14 protein-coding genes and 1 riboswitch are annotated in these 17,498 nt (G+C 43.0%); of the genes, 6 read left to right on the forward strand and 8 right to left on the reverse strand.

Annotated elements, in window-relative coordinates; translation table 11 throughout:
• Positions 1-206 precede the first annotated feature (206 nt).
• The 3 genes from anmK to IGI88_RS00450 all read left to right on the forward strand — a co-directional run bounded on the left by anmK (position 207) and on the right by IGI88_RS00450 (position 3,894).
• Positions 207-1,367, forward strand: coding sequence for an anhydro-N-acetylmuramic acid kinase AnmK (gene anmK, locus IGI88_RS00440; protein ID WP_144330973.1), 1,161 nt, complete (start codon positions 207-209; stop codon positions 1,365-1,367).
• Positions 1,368-1,388: 21 nt separating this feature from the next.
• Positions 1,389-2,684, forward strand: coding sequence for a PTS sugar transporter subunit IIC (locus IGI88_RS00445; protein WP_429969514.1), 1,296 nt, complete (start codon positions 1,389-1,391; stop codon positions 2,682-2,684).
• 118 nt (positions 2,685-2,802) lie between these two features.
• A complete protein-coding gene (locus IGI88_RS00450; RefSeq protein WP_087664321.1) occupies positions 2,803-3,894 on the forward strand; it encodes a DUF871 domain-containing protein in 1,092 nt (363 codons plus the stop codon).
• A gap of 53 nt (positions 3,895-3,947) precedes the next feature.
• Here the strand turns inward: IGI88_RS00450 and IGI88_RS00455 are convergent, their stop codons facing one another.
• The gene (locus IGI88_RS00455; RefSeq protein WP_005229679.1) at positions 3,948-4,583 is read right to left on the reverse strand and encodes a lysophospholipid acyltransferase family protein; all 636 of its coding nucleotides are present in this window, start codon (positions 4,581-4,583) and stop codon (positions 3,948-3,950) included.
• A gap of 137 nt (positions 4,584-4,720) precedes the next feature.
• Between IGI88_RS00455 and IGI88_RS00460 the strand changes: the two genes are divergently transcribed.
• Entirely contained in the window at positions 4,721-5,455 is a 735-nt protein-coding gene (locus IGI88_RS00460) for a tRNA1(Val) (adenine(37)-N6)-methyltransferase (protein WP_005236774.1), read from the forward strand.
• Positions 5,445-5,723 (forward strand): GIY-YIG nuclease family protein, encoded by a 279-nt coding sequence (locus IGI88_RS00465; RefSeq protein WP_005236776.1) that lies wholly within the window; start codon positions 5,445-5,447, stop codon positions 5,721-5,723. Before IGI88_RS00460 ends, IGI88_RS00465 begins: the two co-directional genes overlap by 11 nt.
• 83 nt (positions 5,724-5,806) lie before the next feature.
• Here the strand turns inward: IGI88_RS00465 and IGI88_RS00470 are convergent, their stop codons facing one another.
• Complete coding sequence (locus IGI88_RS00470) at positions 5,807-6,499, reverse strand: hypothetical protein (protein ID WP_429960091.1); 693 nt, start codon at positions 6,497-6,499, stop codon at positions 5,807-5,809.
• A gap of 231 nt (positions 6,500-6,730) precedes the next feature.
• A riboswitch (Fluoride riboswitch) is annotated at positions 6,731-6,803 on the forward strand.
• A gap of 94 nt (positions 6,804-6,897) precedes the next feature.
• Between IGI88_RS00470 and IGI88_RS00475 the strand changes: the two genes are divergently transcribed.
• Entirely contained in the window at positions 6,898-8,109 is a 1,212-nt protein-coding gene (locus IGI88_RS00475; RefSeq protein ID WP_086299712.1) for a chloride channel protein, read from the forward strand.
• 62 nt (positions 8,110-8,171) lie between these two features.
• Here the strand turns inward: IGI88_RS00475 and efp are convergent, their stop codons facing one another.
• From efp to IGI88_RS00505, 6 genes are all read right to left on the reverse strand, one after another.
• Positions 8,172-8,732 carry an elongation factor P gene (gene efp, locus IGI88_RS00480; RefSeq protein ID WP_005229668.1) on the reverse strand — a complete coding sequence of 187 codons (561 nt, stop codon included), beginning with the start codon at positions 8,730-8,732 and terminating at the stop codon, positions 8,172-8,174.
• Positions 8,733-8,806: 74 nt separating this feature from the next.
• The gene (locus IGI88_RS00485) at positions 8,807-9,745 is read right to left on the reverse strand and encodes a cation diffusion facilitator family transporter (RefSeq protein ID WP_034872243.1); all 939 of its coding nucleotides are present in this window, start codon (positions 9,743-9,745) and stop codon (positions 8,807-8,809) included.
• 103 nt (positions 9,746-9,848) lie between these two features.
• Positions 9,849-10,418, reverse strand: a complete 570-nt coding sequence (locus IGI88_RS00490) for a DUF2179 domain-containing protein (protein ID WP_005236782.1) — start codon at positions 10,416-10,418, stop codon at positions 9,849-9,851.
• 362 nt (positions 10,419-10,780) lie between these two features.
• The gene (locus tag IGI88_RS00495) at positions 10,781-13,780 is read right to left on the reverse strand and encodes a WxL domain-containing protein (protein ID WP_429960092.1); all 3,000 of its coding nucleotides are present in this window, start codon (positions 13,778-13,780) and stop codon (positions 10,781-10,783) included.
• A gap of 409 nt (positions 13,781-14,189) precedes the next feature.
• Positions 14,190-14,951: a hypothetical protein gene (locus IGI88_RS00500; RefSeq protein WP_400450025.1), complete on the reverse strand. Its 762-nt coding sequence runs from the start codon at positions 14,949-14,951 to the stop codon at positions 14,190-14,192.
• Between the two features lie 81 nt (positions 14,952-15,032).
• Complete coding sequence (locus IGI88_RS00505) at positions 15,033-17,486, reverse strand: glycogen/starch/alpha-glucan phosphorylase (RefSeq protein WP_087664323.1); 2,454 nt, start codon at positions 17,484-17,486, stop codon at positions 15,033-15,035.
• Between the last annotated feature and the right edge of the window lie 12 nt (positions 17,487-17,498).

The following is a 17,498-nucleotide window of genomic DNA, read 5'->3' on the forward strand; positions in this document are numbered from 1 at the left end:
CTGATCGTTAGACATCTCTCTTCCAGCGAAATTTCATTTACCACCCATTTTTGATAAAAATAGCGAACACCTAACATCATTATGTTGAAATGTTTTTTCAATTATAAATTTATATCTTGAAATATAATTACACTTCATTTACAATGAGTGTGAAATCGAATTCAACAATCGCTTTCATCACTATTCTAAAAGAAAGGAGAAACGATATGCTTGCAATAGGACTCATGTCAGGAACCAGTTTGGATGGAATCGACGCTGCTTTAGTAAAAATCAACGGCTGCGGTACCGAAACTGACGTCCAGCTGATGGAAATGCTCACACTGCCCATTGGTGAAGAATTGAAGGAACGAATAAAAACTGCTTGTGATCCGGTGGAATCAAATGTTCCCCTCATCTGCCAATTAAATACTGAATTAGGGTATCAATTTTTGAAAGCGTGTCAAATCCTCTGCCAAAAAGCCGGTATTGAAGAAAAAAGCATTGATTTTGTTGCCAGCCACGGACAAACGATCTGGCACTCCCCCGATGCTGATCCATCGAAAAACAGCACCTTGCAAATTGGCGAACCTTCGATTATTGCTTATGGCTTACAAACGAAAGTCGTCGCCGATTTCCGAGTGATGGATATGGCTGCTGGCGGGCAAGGAGCGCCCCTTGTACCTTATACGGACTATCTGCTTTATCAATCAGGCGATAAAAATCGCTTATTGCAAAATATTGGCGGCATCGGCAACGTTACGGTTCTGCCTAAAAATGGTGGCTTAAGCGAATTATATGCTTTTGATACAGGTCCAGGAAACATGGTCATCGATGAACTAATGGTTCAGCTATTCGGTCAGCCTTATGATGCGTTTGGTGAAACAGCCCGAGCGGGAGCAATTATACCCACCTTGCAAAAGGAATTAAGAACTCATTTTTATTTGTCCCAGCAACCGCCGAAAAGCACTGGACGTGAACAATTTGGCAAACATTTTGTGCAGCAGCTAATGACCGAATATCCCCAAGTAGCATCGGAAGACTTGGTGAGAACTTTAACCGATTTCACCGCATTTTCCATTGCTGACAGTTACCAAAGGTTCATTTTCCCTCAGTTGGGAACAAATGATATTGAAGTGATTCTTTCAGGTGGTGGCGCCCATAACCATCTGCTGATTGAGATGATCAAAGGCTATTTACCCGAAACAGTAGCCGTTGTAACACAAGATGACATTGGCGGTTCGAACGATGCCAAAGAAGCGGTGGCTTTCGCCATCTTAGGAAATGAAACCCTTCACAGCCGTGTCAACAATGCCCCTGCAGCAACCGGGGCAGCCCAAGGCGTGATTTTAGGAAAAATCATTCCGAATCCATGGGAAACAAAAATGTAAAACATCTTAGGAGGATAAACCATGTTAGATAAATTCACTCAGTTCATCGAACGCCATCTGGCAGGACCGATGGAAAAACTTGGCAGCCAGAGTCATTTGCGAGCGGTTCGTGACGGGATCGTTTCAACATTGCCATTGATTATCGTCAGTTCGTTCTTTATGATTTTAGCCTTTCCACCGCTGCCTCAAAGTTGGGGCATCTATCAATTCTTGTCTAGCAATGCCACAACCATCTTATTGCCTTATCGAATGACGATGTACATTATGAGCTTGTATGCTGCATTCGGGATCGGATACAGTCTTTCTCGCTCTTATAAGCTTGATGGTCTTTCAGGCGGGATCTTAGCAACGACCGCCTTCTTACTGACCTTCACCCCGGTCAATATCCCAGCAGAAGCGTTGGATGCAGCTGGAACGGTCGGTTTTGTCTTGCCAATGGCCAATTTAGGGAGTGCTGGTATGTTCGTGGCGATCATCACCTCGATTCTTGCCGTTGAAATCTATCGGTTAACGGACAAATCGAAATTCAAAATCACGATGCCAGAACAAGTCCCACCTGCAGTTGCTCGCTCTTTTGAAGCCTTGACTCCCACTTTAGTGATCATTTTAGGAATGGGCGCGATCACTTACTATATCGGTTTTGACTGGCACACGATCGTGGCAAAAGTCGTCGATCCTTTAGTCAGTGCCGCAGATACCTTGCCAAGTGTGCTTTTGATCACCTTCTTGACGACCTTCTTCTGGTCATTCGGGATCCATGGTGCTTCTATCGTTGGTTCACTGGCTCGTCCATTATGGTTACAGTTGTTAGAAGGAAATACAACAGCGCTTGCATCGGGAGATATGATTCCCAATATTGCAGCCGAACCATTTTATCAATGGTTCATCTGGATTGGTGGGGCTGGTTCAACGATTGGTTTGGCTATTTTGTTAGCTTTTCGCACAAAATCGGAATTCGGTTCAAAACTAGGAAAAACAGCCTTAATTCCAGCTATTTTCAACATCAACGAACCACTGATTTTCGGTACACCGATCGTCTTGAATCCAATCTTGATCCCACCATTCATCATTGCGCCTTTAATCAATGGTGTCATTGCATGGGTCGCCACCTCAGCAGGTTTAGTCAATGCCGTCACGGTCAATGCCCCTTGGACATTGCCTGGACCAATTGGTGCTTTCTTAGCGACTGGCGGCGATTGGCGTGCGATCGTGCTGAATGTTCTTTTGATTCTTTTATCGATTCTGATCTATTACCCATTCGTAAAAATCTATGACAAAAACGAATTGGAAAAAGAAAATCAACCAGTCACACAATAATTTGTTGATAAAGGTCGGACGAAGCACCCATCAAGACCATCGGAAGAAGCGCTCCTCAGCAGCATTTTTCGATACTAAGAGGTGCTTCGTACGATTTTTTTAGAAAGAGGGAAAACCATTGAAACGAGAAATTGGCCTTTCGATTTACCCCGACCATAGCGATCCTTTACTGGATCAAGACTATTTAAAAAAAGCTGCTGCCCTTGGTTACTCTCGCTTATTTATGAGTATGCTAGAAGTCAGTGAAGGCAAAGAGACCGTCAGAAAAAAATTCTCTTCGATTATCGGGTTTGCCAAGAACCTTGGATTTGAAACGATTTTAGATATTTCCCCAGCTGTTTTTAGTGATCTGGCGATCTCTTATGACGATCTAAGCTTCTTTGCAGAATTAGGTGCGGACGGTATCCGCTTGGATCAAGGGTTTGATGGCAGCAAAGAAGCCCAACTGACCTTCAATCCATTCGGCTTGGCGATTGAATTGAATATGAGTAATGATGTGAACTATTTAGAAAATATCCTTTCTTATCAAGCCAATGAACCTTTTTTATATGGCTGCCACAATTTTTACCCCCAACGAGGCACAGGCTTAACGGAGGCTTTTTTCCGCAACTGCAGTCAACGTTTTAAAAAATATGGGTTGAAAACAGCCGCCTTCATCACTAGCCAATCAGCCAAAATTGGCCCTTGGGAAGTCAATGATGGCCTGCCAACCTTAGAATCTTGTCGCGATTTACCATTGGCGCTACAAGGAAAGCTGCTTTTTGCTTCTGGGTTGATCGATACGGTGATTATTGGCAATGCCTATGCGTCGGATGCAGAACTGAAAGCTCTGGCAACGATCGATCGCTACAAACTGACCTTTGGCGTTTCCGTAGAAGCAGAAGCCAGCGAAATCGAACGGAGGATATTAGCTGAAACCAATCATTTTCGTCGCGGTGACAGTAATGCGTTAGTCGCTCGGTCCACACAATCACGGGTGAAATACCGTCCCATCGAAAACCTCCCTCATACAAACCAAGAACCGTTTGCTTATGGGGACATCGTTATCGGCAATGATACCTTTGGTCAGTACAAAAACGAATTGCAGATCGTTTTGACCCCTCACCAAGACGCCCGAAAAAACAAAGTCGGTGCTATCCCAAAAGATGAGTTGCCTTTGTTGGAATATTTGAAACCATGGACCAAATTTGCTTTCGAATTGTTGGATTAAATCATTAGAAAAAAGCCGCTGATCACAAAAGGATCAACGGCTTTTCTTAGGTATTAATCTTCTCTTTTGGACTCATCGATTTGATAAACAAATGACGGATCGATCGCTTGATCCAGTGTGTCAAATGCACCTTGGATGCGCCGTTCCACTTCCGCCAAGCCCTCTTTGTCCATCTTTTTGATGTCACTGATATCGATTGGCTCCCCAAAACGGACAGTCACTCGCTTGCGTTTAAATAAATCCTTTAATGTCAGCGGTCCTTGATAAACAGAGGGAACGATCTTGACTTTGGCCATTTTCGCGATCAACGCCATGCCACCTTTTAAGGCCGTTGCATGTCTCGTACCACTTGGGAACATGATCAAGCTAAGATCGGTTTCCTTCAAGATTTTGACTGGCGTCTTTACCGCGCTCGGTCCTGGTTTGTCCCGTTTGACTGGAAAAGCATTGGCATGAATCAAAATGAACCGTAAAATCGGGTTTTTGAACAGCTCTTCTTTCGCCATAAAACTGAATTTCTTTGGCCGAGCAGCCACTGCTAGGTACAATGGATCCCACCAGGTTCGGTGAGGAGCCACTAAAATATAGTTTTCATTTTTAGGTAAAACCTCTTTGTTTTGATAACGAGCATTGCCGTTGATCAAAAATAATACTACGCGAACCACACCGCGCATAAAGCGAAAAAACATACTCATTTTCCTTTCTATTTCTCTCCTATTCAAGTATGCAAAAAAACGGTTTAAATGACAAGCCTTTTTTAGCGTTTCCCATTATTCTTAATCGTAGTATAATACATTGAAATGAATTTAGAACAGGAGTATGCTTCATGTTGCAACCGAACGAACGCATTGACCAATTGTATGCCGATGACATCAAGATTATTCAGAGTTCCGAAGTTTTTTCTTTTTCATTAGATGCTGTCTTATTAGCCAATTACGCTAGAGTACCAAAAAGAGGTGTGATCGTTGACCTTTGTGCAGGGAATGGCGCAGTCGGTTTATTTATCAGCAGAAAAACGACTGCTCATATTTATCAGGTCGAATTGCAGGAACGCTTAGCGGATATGGCGCAGCGCAGTATCGAATTAAATGACTTGCAAGAACAGCTGACGGTCTATCCTATGGATTTGAAGAATCTCTTTCAAAAAATCAAACCTGATTCCGTCGATCTTTTGGTCTGCAATCCGCCTTACTTTAAAAATATACCGACGGCGATCAAAAACCCGAATCCCTATTTAGCGATCGCCCGGCACGAGATCACCACAAATTTAGATGAAGTGATCCAAACCGCCAGTAAAGCGTTAAAAATGAATGGAAGGTTTGCGATGGTTCATCGCCCGGATCGCTTTCTCGATATTTTGGACCATATGCGCACCCATCGAATCGCGCCAAAACGAGTCCGCTTCGTCTATCCGAAAGTAGGCAAAGAGGCCAATATTTTATTGATTGAAGGAATCAAGGATGGTAAGGCGGAAGGGTTTAAAATTGATTCTCCTCTCATTACCTATGATGAAACGGGCTCTTATAGTCCAGAAGTGAAGGCGATGCTCTATGGCTGCTGACAACCATTACTTTTATGTCTTACGTTGCAACGACCAATCCTTTTACGGCGGCTATACTACCGATTTGAGTCGCCGCTTATTAGAGCATAACAAAGGGATCGGGGCAAAATATACCCGTCCCGCTAGTCGCAGACCCTTGCAAATGATCCATGCGGAAAGCTTTTCCACTCGTAGTAAAGCCACTCAAGCAGAAGCCGCCTTCAAAAAATTGCCTCGCAAAAAGAAAGAGGACTACCTGATCAGTCATAGGAAAAGCAATGTTCTCTGACCAAGCATGCAAAAAACTACCTGCGCACGGAAGTTTCCTTCTTGAGGGAGCTTTCTTTCGTGACTTAGGTAGTTTTTTTATCGTTATTCATTCCTATTCGGTAACGCCCATTGGGTTTGACTTTTCCCAAGTTCTTTCGGGATCACAGAATCAACGGATTGATATTCGAGGGTTTCTTGGGACTTTGGAATCGTGATTGCCGTTAAATAGTTGTTGGTTTCGGAATAGAAACCAATTGTTTCAAAGGAAGGATCAGTCAAATGATATTGAACCCCCTGCAGTTTAGCAGTTGTTTCCTCATCCACAAAAGTCGGTTGATAGCGAGCATAGTAAACCTGGGCGCCCATTTTAAAATATACGGAGTTATGAGCAGAACCAAGAAATTCAATCTCCCGTTCCACCGGTATTGCTTGATAGATTCCTAAAGTTTCAATCGCTTCATTGCTTTGGATGCGCTGATAAATTGCTGTAGTATCAGATTCGTAATATTTATAGCCTAGAAACATCTTTTCGCGATCTCGGATATTCGGTGTGATCAGCGCATTATACGTTTTGAATTCACCATACACTTGATCCCCAATAAAAAAACCTAATAGACACGTAACGACTATGCCGCCAAGCAATAGCGTCACTTTTGGGTTGCGGTTTTCTCGATAAAGCAGAACCATCAGGAACCCTAATAACGCAATCAGACCAACTACCATGAGAATTGGTAGGATCACATAATAAAAACGCTCACTTTGCAGCCATTTTTCGCTCGTCATAAATGCAACCATTTTTTATTCCTCTTCGATTCCTCACTACTCACTGTCTTACCCTTGGTCAAACAGTAGAAGGATCGTCCTTTCATCCCTTTTCATGCCAATTATCCTCAAGGCGCTCAATTCCCATATAAGTTCTTATGAGATTAATTTTACCATAACTATGTAGAAAAGATAAGTGTTAGATGAATTGCTTTTCACAACAAACATCCATTGACAAAAGGAGGGTTTTATCAGATAATATTGATGCTAATCGGGAATGAATGTCTCCCTCAGTTCTTACTGAAACCGCAATTTTGCTAATGACTTCTACCACTTTTTTTAGTGTGTAGCAGTCATTTTTTTATTTTCACTAGGTCGTCGTATTTGCAGGAGCATTGTTCCTATATTCTTTTTAAAGGATCGTGATAGAAATGATGAAACAAAAAACAACTAATTGGGAACTGACTGCTTTAGGTGTGGTCAGTCTGGTTATTGGCGTATTCGCTGGAGCCGTCGACACCTTCTTTGGGAAGATCCTACTTTCCTTAAGCGCCTTTCGTGATAGTCATTTTTTGCCCTTGATTCTCTTTTTACCCATTATCGGCATTTGTTTTACTTACCTGTTCCAAAAGTACGGTGACCGAAGTCCTCAGGGAATGAATTTAGTGTTTTTAGTCGGACATGAAGAAGAAAAAGACATTCCGTTGCGCTTGATTCCTTTTGTAATGGTGGGAACCTGGCTGACGCATTTATTTGGAGGAAGCGCTGGCAGAGAAGGGGTTGCGGTTCAGTTAGGTGCCACCATCGCCAATCGCTTAGGAAAATGGCTGCGACTAGAAAAGTACGCCAGCACCCTGATCATGATTGGGATGGCTGCGGGATTTGCTGGTTTATTTGAAACCCCGATCGCTGCGACGTTCTTCGCACTGGAGGTACTTGTCATCGGTAAATTCAGTCATCATGCACTCTTACCAACTTTGCTGGCTGCTTTCACCGCTAGTACGACTTCTCAATTGTTAGGATTAGAAAAATTTAGTTTTGCTTTGTCACCGTCCCCCGATTTGACTTTGGCTGTTTTTCTGAAATTACTTTTGATTGGCTTAATATTTGGTATTGTTGGTGGCAGCTTTGCGGGATTATTAGAAACGATGAAACGGATCATGAAACGACGCTTTCCTCATCCTCTCTGGCGCATTGGCATCGGTTCACTCGTGCTAGTCTTACTTTTTGTCCTTTTGTATCATGGTCGTTATTCAGGTTTAGGAACGAATTTGATCAGCGCTAGTTTCACGAATCAACCAATCTATTCTTATGACTGGCTGCTTAAGATGGTGTTAACTGTACTGACTATCAGTATTGGTTTTTTGGGCGGAGAAGTCACCCCTTTGTTTGCGATCGGCGCCTCTTTGGGCGTCGTGCTGGCACCGCTCTTCGGACTGCCTATCGAACTGGTGGCAGCCCTAGGCTATGCCAGTGTCTTTGGCAGTGCTACTAGCACTTTATTTGCACCGATCTTTATCGGTGGGGAAGTCTTTGGCTTTGAAAATCTGCCCTTGTTTGTGATCGTCTGCTCCGTCGCCTACTTTATCAGTAAACCCTATAGTATTTATCCCTTACAAAAATCATTGGCAGACGGGAAATGATTCACTTTTGATCCCTCCTCCAGAGCAAAAGAAAAAACCGCGAACAAGTCGCGGTTTTTTTCTTATTTCGCACGTTTTAAGTAGGTACCTTCAGCTGTATTGATTTCTAGCATTTCGCCTTCTTCAACAAAGTCAGGAACATTGACAACTAAGCCAGTTTCCATCGTTGCTGGCTTGCCTGAACCAGTCACAGTCGCCCCTTTGATCGACGGCTGTGTTTCAACAACCTTTAAGATTACGCTTGATGGTAGTTGAACGCCGATTACTTCGCTGCCGAAGAATTGGATTTTTACTTCCATGTTTTCAAGAATAAATTTCATTTCTTCTTCTACCACTTCAACTGGAATTTCATATTGTTCATACGTTTCCAGATCCATGAAGAATGCTGTATCATCCATTGTGTATAGATATTGTACAGCTTTCGTATCAATATGCGCTTTTTCAAATTTTTCTTCTGGACGGAAGGTTGTATCATAAGTCGAACCAGTCCGAACGTCCCGTAATTTCATACGCATAACCGTATTTCCCTTACCTGGTTTGTGATGGCTAGCATCTAATACTTTGATAAGTTTGCCGTCTTGAACGAATGTCATTCCAGCTCTTAAGTCACTTGCATTGATCATAATTTTGAAATCTCCTTCACTATGTGATAATCCTTGTCTATTGTATCAAAAAAAGCTGCTTTATTCTAGCTAAATCAGTGGGAAGGTCGCACAAGTTTACGGCGTTTCTCCATATAGTGAGGGTCATACTCATCTGTCTCAATATAAATATAGACTTTTTTATCTGCCATCTGGTGTCGAATCTCGGCTTCAATCTCATTAATGATCTCATAGCCGACCTCTTCTTGTTTCGAGGCAATATCAACTTTTGCCGCAATCAAAATTTCTGATGGTCCTAAATGCACCGTTTTAACATCAATCAAGCGATCAACATCTGGCCGTTCAAATGCTCTTTTGATCACTGCTAGATCCCGTTTTGTGACACTTTCGCCAATCAGTAGACTGTAAAATTCGCGGGCTAAGAAAATGGCTGCTACCATCAATAAAAGACCAATCAACAAACCACTGAAGGCATCAAAAAATGCGTTACCCGTAATCATGGTTAAAATCGTACCAAATAGTGCGATCATTAGGCCGATCATTGCACAAAAGTCTTCTGTGAAAATGATCAGAATCTCACTATGCCGACTTTCTTTCAAAAAACGATAGATTGGTTGACGTTCCACATTCAGTTCGCGGATCTCCTTGATCGCGATCCACAACGAACTTCCTTCAACGATCATCCCGAAAATCAAAATAGCGATCACCAACCAAGCGTTACCAACTTCATGGGCAGGATGCAGCAGCTTTTCTACCGCTTCCATCACACCGAGTGCGCCCCCACCAAAGAAGAGCATCATCGCAACGATCGTGCTAAAAAAATATTTCGCCCGACCTTCTCCAAACTGATGCAGTTCACTTTGGCCCTTTGTTGCCCGTTTATCCCCGATCAATAAAAAGATTTGATTGCTACAATCCACGACACTATGAATGCTTTCATTCAACATGGCTGCACTGCCACTTAGTGCATAACCGACAAACTTACTAATAGCCACCAAAATATTTGAGATCAGGGCAGCGATGACCGCCATCATACCATTTGCTTTCTTTTCCACACCTTACGCTTCCTCTCATCAATAAACTCCCTGCTTATTATGCAACTATTCTTCACGAATGGATCAAGCTGCCTCTAGTTCCTCAATCAACAGGTGCTTGCTTTTTCAACTTCGCCTCTCTACGGCTGATTTTTTTGGTCCAAAAACCGCCCGAAATATACTTGGGTTCATAGCTGATGATAAACGCTCGTTCTTCCACCGCTTTGATGGTTTGATAGAGCTTTTTCTCACTTTTTCTTTGGGAAAGAATCTCTAAAATCAGTCGTGGCCCTTCTAAGCCTTCTCCATAACTTTGTGTAACTCCGTAGCCTTCTTGTCGTAAGATCTTAGGCAAACTTTTTTCCTCATCCGTATTACTAGGTAGGATCACTGTGACCATTGTATAGCCCAGAGCCAGCTTATCTTCGATTTTGATACCAATACTGACTCCTGCAGCATAACCTAATGCATAGAATAAGAGATTCAGCGGGTTATCCAAACGATCCAATACCATAGATAAGCCTAAAATATAGATCGTGATTTCGATCATACTCACTAATGGGGCAATCACGCGATACCCTTTCATTGTCAATAAAAATCGCAGTGTGTTCAATGTGACATAGGCGAGATTGATAAAGAAAATCATCGCCAGCATTTGTAGATCAACTTCCATCTTTGATTCCCCCTTGTTCTTAGCATATCAAAAGGCAAGAGAAAATTAAAATATTTGAGCAGGATTTAATTACTAAAATAGCTAAATAAAATTTATACTGGGGAAGATATAGTGCTTAAGTGATTTCATTGATCACTACCATGTCATGATTTTGCTCATTGGTCCATTGCCTGTGGTTTCACTCTCTTCTATTGATCGAAAAGCATATCCACCAAAGTGGGAAAAGCAGTTTAAACCACCGCTCGTCTGTTTCAGACAAAAAAGAAGTCCAATGGCAACTGGACTTCTTTTTGTCTGAGCAACTTTTACAGTGTTCGATCATATTCACGATTGCAGAACATGCTTACTTGTTTTCCAAGGGGTTATTCGTCAGCACCAGGTACGAAACTCAGCTCCCAACGAAGGGTTCCTTGATAACTTGTTGCTTGCGGCCTCGCGCCAATAGGGATTTCCAGCTCGACACTTTTTTGCATGGTATGCTCGTTTCCATAGCGTTGAATCCAAGTACCCGTCCCTTGATTTTCATTGGCACGTGCAATCACTTGGTTCTGCGGTCCTAGCTCAATTGCTTCAACGTAGTCTGGTGCTTCAGAGCGATTTTCTTTAGAGGTGACCATTTCAATATTATTCAAATGCACACTCGCTCCTTTTAAATAGTGCTTAAACGCATCCGTGCTTACGAACCCTTCCTCAGATAATCGGGCACTCAAGGTCCAGCCATTTGGGAGAAATCGACGATCGGAAACCTGAATATAGTTTGGTCGTTCGGTTGATTCATGATCATCCACTGAAGAAATTCGTTGCGGACGCGCCGGATAGCGGCTTGTCGACGAGCGAATCGGTACTGTACCAAAATCGAATTGTGAAACAAAGTCTATACTGATAAACCCGCGATTTTCTGGTATCAATGGTGGATTTTCAGGTAGAATCGGTTGATCAGGATCAAGGGGATCTTTTGGGTCAACGTCACCAATGGGTTCCACAGTGGTTGATGCTTCTGCCCATTTACCATCAAGAAATGCCTGAGCGGTGACCACCTCACCTTGTGTAAAATACTGGAAAGGTTCTAAATCAGATAGATCAAGTAAATAGTGCCCATTTTCACCCGCTTGTGTGTGAAAGTACTCGCTATTGCCGGCACTATCGACTGGCGTTTCAAGCGTCGGTTCTGGCATCAGCCCCTCTCTTTGAAATCGAAGGTAGCTACCAGGATTGGCGGTTCCCGAAATCGTATAGGCATTAGGTAAGGTTCTATCTTCTGTCAAAGGATCGATGGTCACCGTGATGTCTGGGATTCTCTCAAATAATAGACGTTGTGAACGAGAAGCAAACTGCGAGGCAAACCCTCGACTTGTTTCCTCATTCAGTGAAGATACATTGGTCACATTGGTGTTGGTTCCGGAAATCGCCGCAGTCATGGACAGAATCGGTTGCCACTGAAAATCAGATGGATCTCCTGTATTTCCATGCCGCCACTGGCGAATCGCCTGATTCTTTGCAGTGATTCCTCCCCCTTCAATTAGACCATTTGTGGTGGTCGTTATGGCGCGGGTTCTTTGCAAATTGACACGCTTGGCATCGTCGATCGTCAATCTTGCGGGATTGTTGGCACCGGTAAAGAAAAGTAGCCGTTGGACAGCTTGTGGGCTGTCCGAACGAATATCTAAGGTAGCATCTTTGCCCACGTTGAGATTGCCAGTCGTGCCAGAGAAGTGGAAGATATTTGCGGTTGTATTTTGATTTGTTGCTTCAACCTCTAAGGTGCTGCTGTCTTCTAAGGTGACATGCGTATTGGCACTTAACCAGAAAATATGACTGTACAACGTTCGGTTTGTAGCAGTAACTGACAAGCGACTTTTTTCCATTAAGCGAATATCATGGGGCGTGCCTGATGTGATGACTGCCGGACTGTTGTTTTGTGTATTTAATGCCAATTCCGCACCTTTTCCTAACTCAATGCGTCCATTGCCAGCGACAAAGCGAATATTGGCACCGCCTGCTTCGCCAGCTGAACCGTTGGCATTTAATGATAGTCGGGCATTATTCCCTAGTATGAGACGCGCATTCGTATTATAAAAATCAAGATTTCCTGAGCTGATCGTCGACATTTCGACGTTTGCTCCCTCACGAAGCTCGATTTGGTTGATTTCAAAATTCGCTTGGGTGTTCGAGTGAATCATCCAAGAAGCATTGAAGTCTGATGTATATCTAGGCGTTTGGTGTGAAACCGAATGTCCAGAAAAGCTGGCTCGAGAGTGCAAACCGTAAAACAACTGATTGCCAGTATGGTTGAGATTGTGGTACCGAATGATTGAACGCTGCTGATTTGACATGTTCAAATCATGATATTCAATTGCCCCCCAAAAGTTTCCATGGTAAAGTTCCAAATTTTGCAAGGTAATGTCCCATGGGGAATCAGGATTGACACTCGAATCGCGAAAACAGATCGCTACGGCTCTAAGATCCATCTGAAAGGTGTCGAGACCATCGATGATTAACGTTCTTGAAACTCTCGAGGCATTGATATAAACATAGGCTAATCCGCCATTAGGATTGGCGCTGCTGCTCCAGCCGTCAATTCCCGTAATGCCTAAACGAGGATTATCGTTCGTTTGAAAACTGGCTGTCAAATAAATATAATTGACCGTCGGATCGACCATTGCAGCCATAAATTCGACCCAGTTAGCAACCCCTCTCTTTTTTACGTCGTCGCCTAACAGATACAGATTACCAGGATCTGACTCTGATTCGTCAGGAATCTGGCTTTCTATTTCCTTCTCTTTTGGTAATTGATCCTCTTTGTCCTCTTGATCTAATTGATCAGTGGAGTCACTCGAATCGGTTAGCGCATCCTCTTGTGTATCCGTAGGGTTTGTCTCCCGTGCTTCCTTTATTTCAAGTCTTATCATTGATTCTGCTACTTCAAATGGAAACGCCCCTGCTGTATCAACTACCAATGGAACCAAAAAATCACTTCTAGGGATATCAGTCGTTAGTTTCCAACCATTCTCTTCAGTGGTTGACGTAATTTTGACTCCCTTTGGCAACTCCTCTTCAACAAAAACCGCAGATTGCGGCAACCGGATCGCTATTTCACTAATGGGACGGCCCGTATGAAACGCAACTAGTAACATGTCTCCTACAGTCCCGGCTTTCGTTGATTCATCAAAATAAATGGCAACTTTTCCCTCAGCCTCTTTCTCTCGTATCGGTTCGAATGGGTCACTCGCAACCGTTTCTTCCTCCAGCTGTGCAGCAAAGAAAATGTTTGAAGAAAACACACTCATGGTTGAAAAAAAGTAGAGTCCTCCAAGTAAGCCAATAATGATGGTGAAATATACCATTCTCTTTTTCTTGTTCATTTGTTGATGCCCCACCTTTCAGCGTATCTTTCCCTTGAAATCGATCATGGATCAGTCCTTCCCAAAGAGCAGCTATAACCATCAGGACGCTTGCTTCCTTTTTTCAATTACGGCTGATCAGAAAACCACAATCCTGCCATCGATTTTAAATGACAAAAGAAATCGCCAATTAAAATAACAAACATTATAAATAACGATGGTTTTGATCGTTTCACTTTATTCTATAGCCCACGCTATTGCTTAGTAAAATCAGAATATTCCTCAGTCGGTGAAAAATGTAATTCGACTAAGTATTTTGTGAAATCGGCAGTTTCAGCACACAAAAAAAACAGCTAGATGTTCGCCATCTAGCTGAAATCATTCATCGTTATGCTCAAAGGACTACTTCTATTAAAAGTAACTGTCTCTGCTATTTAGAACGAAAATAGCCATTTGAAGATTCTGCTTGTTGATCGTCTTCAATCATTCCTTTTAATGATCGATCTAAAACGGACCGTTTTTTCTCACCATTTTTTTTATTGTTGGCTCGAAACTCGCTGCGTGTCATCCCAACAGAGGGGTGGCGATTGAATTTTTTGACGGTTGGATCGCTTTCTTCTTTGACTTGATAAGCTGCTGGTTCAGTGTCAAATAACAAATAACTTTCTTGTTTTTTTGCCATTGCATCCATCAAATCGTTCGGCGTAATTTCAGGTTTTTGCTCATCTGGAATAATTGATGCAGGAATATATTTAGGCACGAAGTAAGAGCGTCCCGAATATTCTTTTTTTGAAGAAACAGGAACCTCAGCTTTTTCCTTCTTACTAGTCACTTGATAAGAAGAATGGTTCGCTTCTTTGCCAAAAAAATTGGTTTTTCCTGTCGGCATCTGCTCTTTCACCGGACGTTTTCCGTACTGAGGCAAGTTGGCACGGTGATTGGCAAGCTCTTCTTTTTGACGAACATTGTGCCCTCGATCGCGTTGGCTGGACTGCACTTTACGCTGCAAAGATTGACTTTCTTCCTTGTGAGAATGACTCACGGGATCTTTGATTTCGGTTAAAATCCAATCATCTGCTTTACTGAATGCGGGGCGATGCTCGGATTGAAGCTTCACACCGTCTGTATCATCATAAGCAGGAAAACGGAAGTGTTTTCGTTTCACATCTAAATAATTTGCCACTGTACTCATCCTCTTACATGCATTTTTTTCATCATACCACAAATAAAAGAGAATTTCACGAAAGACTGCGCCATTTCAACCGAAGTCGCTTCAATTGTCTCCCCTTGGAGGCACTGACTCCGTCAAACTTGCCGCATTTGGTTCTTTGATATGGGCAAATAATGGATCGATCTGCCAAATATCTGCTGCATAATTTCGCACCGTTTCATCCGCCGAAAACTTCCCAGCATTCGCAATATTCATTAGACTGATTTTTTGCCAGCGATGAGTATCTTGATAAGCAATATCCACCCGATGCTGTGCATCACAATAGGCGTGGAAATCTCTTAATAAAAAGTACTCATCATTGTATTTCAAAAGTGAATCAAAAATCTCGCGGCCTTCTACTTGAATATTGGGGATTGTCCCGTCAATAAAGGCATTGACTACACGTTGCAATAGTGGATCTGACTCATAATACGCATAGGCAGAATAATTACGCTGGGCGTAATACTGATACACTTCTTCTTCGGTTAGCCCAAAGATCGCGATGTTTTCATCACCGATTGCATCTCGAATCTCAATATTGGCACCATCTAAAGTGGCGATCGTTACTGCCCCATTTAGCATCAACTTCATATTGCTTGTCCCAGAAGCTTCTTTGGAGGCCAATGATATTTGTTCACTGACATCCGCTGCTGGGATAATTTTTTCTGCTAAAGAAACGTTGTAATTTTCTAAAAAAACAACCTTGATTTTATCATTGATGGTTTCATCATAATTGATCAGATTCGCCACTTCATTGATGACTTTAATGATCGATTTTGCGTAGTGATAGCTTGGTGCGGCTTTGGCACCAAAGAGAAAGACTCTTGGATGAAACGCAGCAGTTGGATCGTCTTTGACCTCAAAGTAGAGCTTTAGAATATGCATAAGATTTAGTAATTGTCGTTTGTATGCATGCAGACGCTTGATCTGCACATCAAATATTGCCGTCGGATCTACTGTGATGCCCGTTGCTTTTTGAATGTACTGTGCTAGTGCACGCTTGTTACTCATTTTTGCGTCGGCAATTTGTTGGAGAACAGTTTCGTCCTCATAATAGTTTTTGAGTAGTTGCAGGTCTAATGGATCATTGCGCCAGCTTGTACCGATGGACTGATCCAATACTTTGGCTAACGGTTGATTGGCTAGCTGAAGCCAACGCCGTTGCGCGATGCCGTTGGTCTTATTGTTGAAACGGGCAGGATAAATAAGGTAAAAGTCATGGAGTACCACTGATTTTAGTAAATCAGAATGGAGCTTGGCTACGCCATTGACACTGTGGCTGCCGATGATCGCGAGATGTGCCATATGGACTTGATCATCAATAATGATTCGTGTCCGTTCCAGTAAGGCTTGCGGATGGACCCCTTGCATCGTTTCCACAAAACGGCGATCAATTTCTTTGATGATCTGATCCATTCTCGGCAAAACTTCTTCAATCATGCGCACGGGCCATTTTTCTAAGGCTTCCGCCATGATCGTATGGTTCGTATAACTCATGACTTTCACGGTGATCGACCACGCTTGTTCCCAAGCAAGACCTTCTTCATCAACTAAAATGCGCATCAGTTCTGGGACGCAAAGGGCTGGGTGCGTATCATTGATGTGGATCGCTACTCGTTCACTCATCATGGCCAAAGGTAAATTCAATTTTTTATAATAACGGACGATACTTTGGATCCCTGCAGACACAAAAAAGTATTCTTGCATCAGCCGGGTCCGTTTGCCTGTCTCATTGGAATCATCGGGATACAAGACCGCTGTCAGATTTTCCAATGCTTGCCGCGATTCTAGTGTCGCGTAGTGCGCCTCATCTTCGGCAGGAACCTCAACACTCCATAAACGCAAGGTATTGAGATGGTGATTTTGGTAGCCAACCATTGCTGTATCATAAGGAACCGCCCGCCAGGTAAAGCCACCTTCATAAACTGGGGCTAATTTCCCGTCCTCTCCGTTAACGAGATAGACATGGCCCCCGAAACGAATAGGCACCGCCTTGCTTTCTTTGCGGACTTCCCAAACATTCCCCGAACGCAACCAGTCATCGGGCAACTCTACTTGATGACCGTCAATAAATTTTTGTTTAAATAATCCGTAGCGATAGCGGATCCCATTGCCATTTCCCGGCAAACCTAAAGAAGCCAATGAATCCATAAAACAAGACGCTAAGCGACCGAGTCCCCCGTTGCCTAAAGCCATGTCTTTTTCCGTCTCTGCAACATCGTCAAGTGAAACCCCTAACTCTTCAAAAACGGCTTCCGCTTGCTCCAACAGCTGCATATTTAACAGATTACTCTTTAACATTTTGCCGGGTAAAAATTCGATTGAAAAATAATACGCTTGTTTCTGGTCCTCCAACAAGAGATTTTTTCTGGTCTGGCGCCAGTCTTCTGAATACATTTGCTTCACGACATTGGCTAGCGCCTGAAACAATTCCTGCGGTGATGCTTCATCGATCTCTATCGCAAACAGTTCGTGCACGTTGGTTTCTAACAGATCACGCAATCGTTCTTTTGTCATAGGGTTACACTC

This window comes from Enterococcus sp. AZ179 (assembly GCF_050498885.1).
In the GTDB taxonomy this organism is placed as follows: Bacteria; Bacillota; Bacilli; order Lactobacillales; family Enterococcaceae; genus Enterococcus_D; species Enterococcus_D entomosocium.

Excerpts from the sequence above, each read along its gene's own strand:
- anmK (WP_144330973.1), top strand. The coding sequence starts at position 207 with ATGCTTGCAATAGGACTCATGTCAGGAACCAGTTTGGATGGAATCGAC.
- IGI88_RS00445 (WP_429969514.1), top strand. The coding sequence starts at position 1,389 with ATGTTAGATAAATTCACTCAGTTCATCGAACGCCATCTGGCAGGACCG.
- IGI88_RS00455 (WP_005229679.1), bottom strand. The coding sequence starts at position 4,583 with ATGTTTTTTCGCTTTATGCGCGGTGTGGTTCGCGTAGTATTATTTTTG.
- IGI88_RS00460 (WP_005236774.1), top strand. The coding sequence starts at position 4,721 with ATGTTGCAACCGAACGAACGCATTGACCAATTGTATGCCGATGACATC.
- IGI88_RS00465 (WP_005236776.1), top strand. The coding sequence starts at position 5,445 with ATGGCTGCTGACAACCATTACTTTTATGTCTTACGTTGCAACGACCAA.
- IGI88_RS00470 (WP_429960091.1), bottom strand. The coding sequence starts at position 6,499 with ATGGTTGCATTTATGACGAGCGAAAAATGGCTGCAAAGTGAGCGTTTT.
- IGI88_RS00475 (WP_086299712.1), top strand. The coding sequence starts at position 6,898 with ATGATGAAACAAAAAACAACTAATTGGGAACTGACTGCTTTAGGTGTG.
- efp (WP_005229668.1), bottom strand. The coding sequence starts at position 8,732 with ATGATCAATGCAAGTGACTTAAGAGCTGGAATGACATTCGTTCAAGAC.
- IGI88_RS00485 (WP_034872243.1), bottom strand. The coding sequence starts at position 9,745 with ATGATGGCGGTCATCGCTGCCCTGATCTCAAATATTTTGGTGGCTATT.
- IGI88_RS00490 (WP_005236782.1), bottom strand. The coding sequence starts at position 10,418 with ATGGAAGTTGATCTACAAATGCTGGCGATGATTTTCTTTATCAATCTC.
- IGI88_RS00495 (WP_429960092.1), bottom strand. The coding sequence starts at position 13,780 with ATGAACAAGAAAAAGAGAATGGTATATTTCACCATCATTATTGGCTTA.
- IGI88_RS00500 (WP_400450025.1), bottom strand. The coding sequence starts at position 14,951 with ATGAGTACAGTGGCAAATTATTTAGATGTGAAACGAAAACACTTCCGT.
- IGI88_RS00505 (WP_087664323.1), bottom strand. The coding sequence starts at position 17,486 with ATGACAAAAGAACGATTGCGTGATCTGTTAGAAACCAACGTGCACGAA.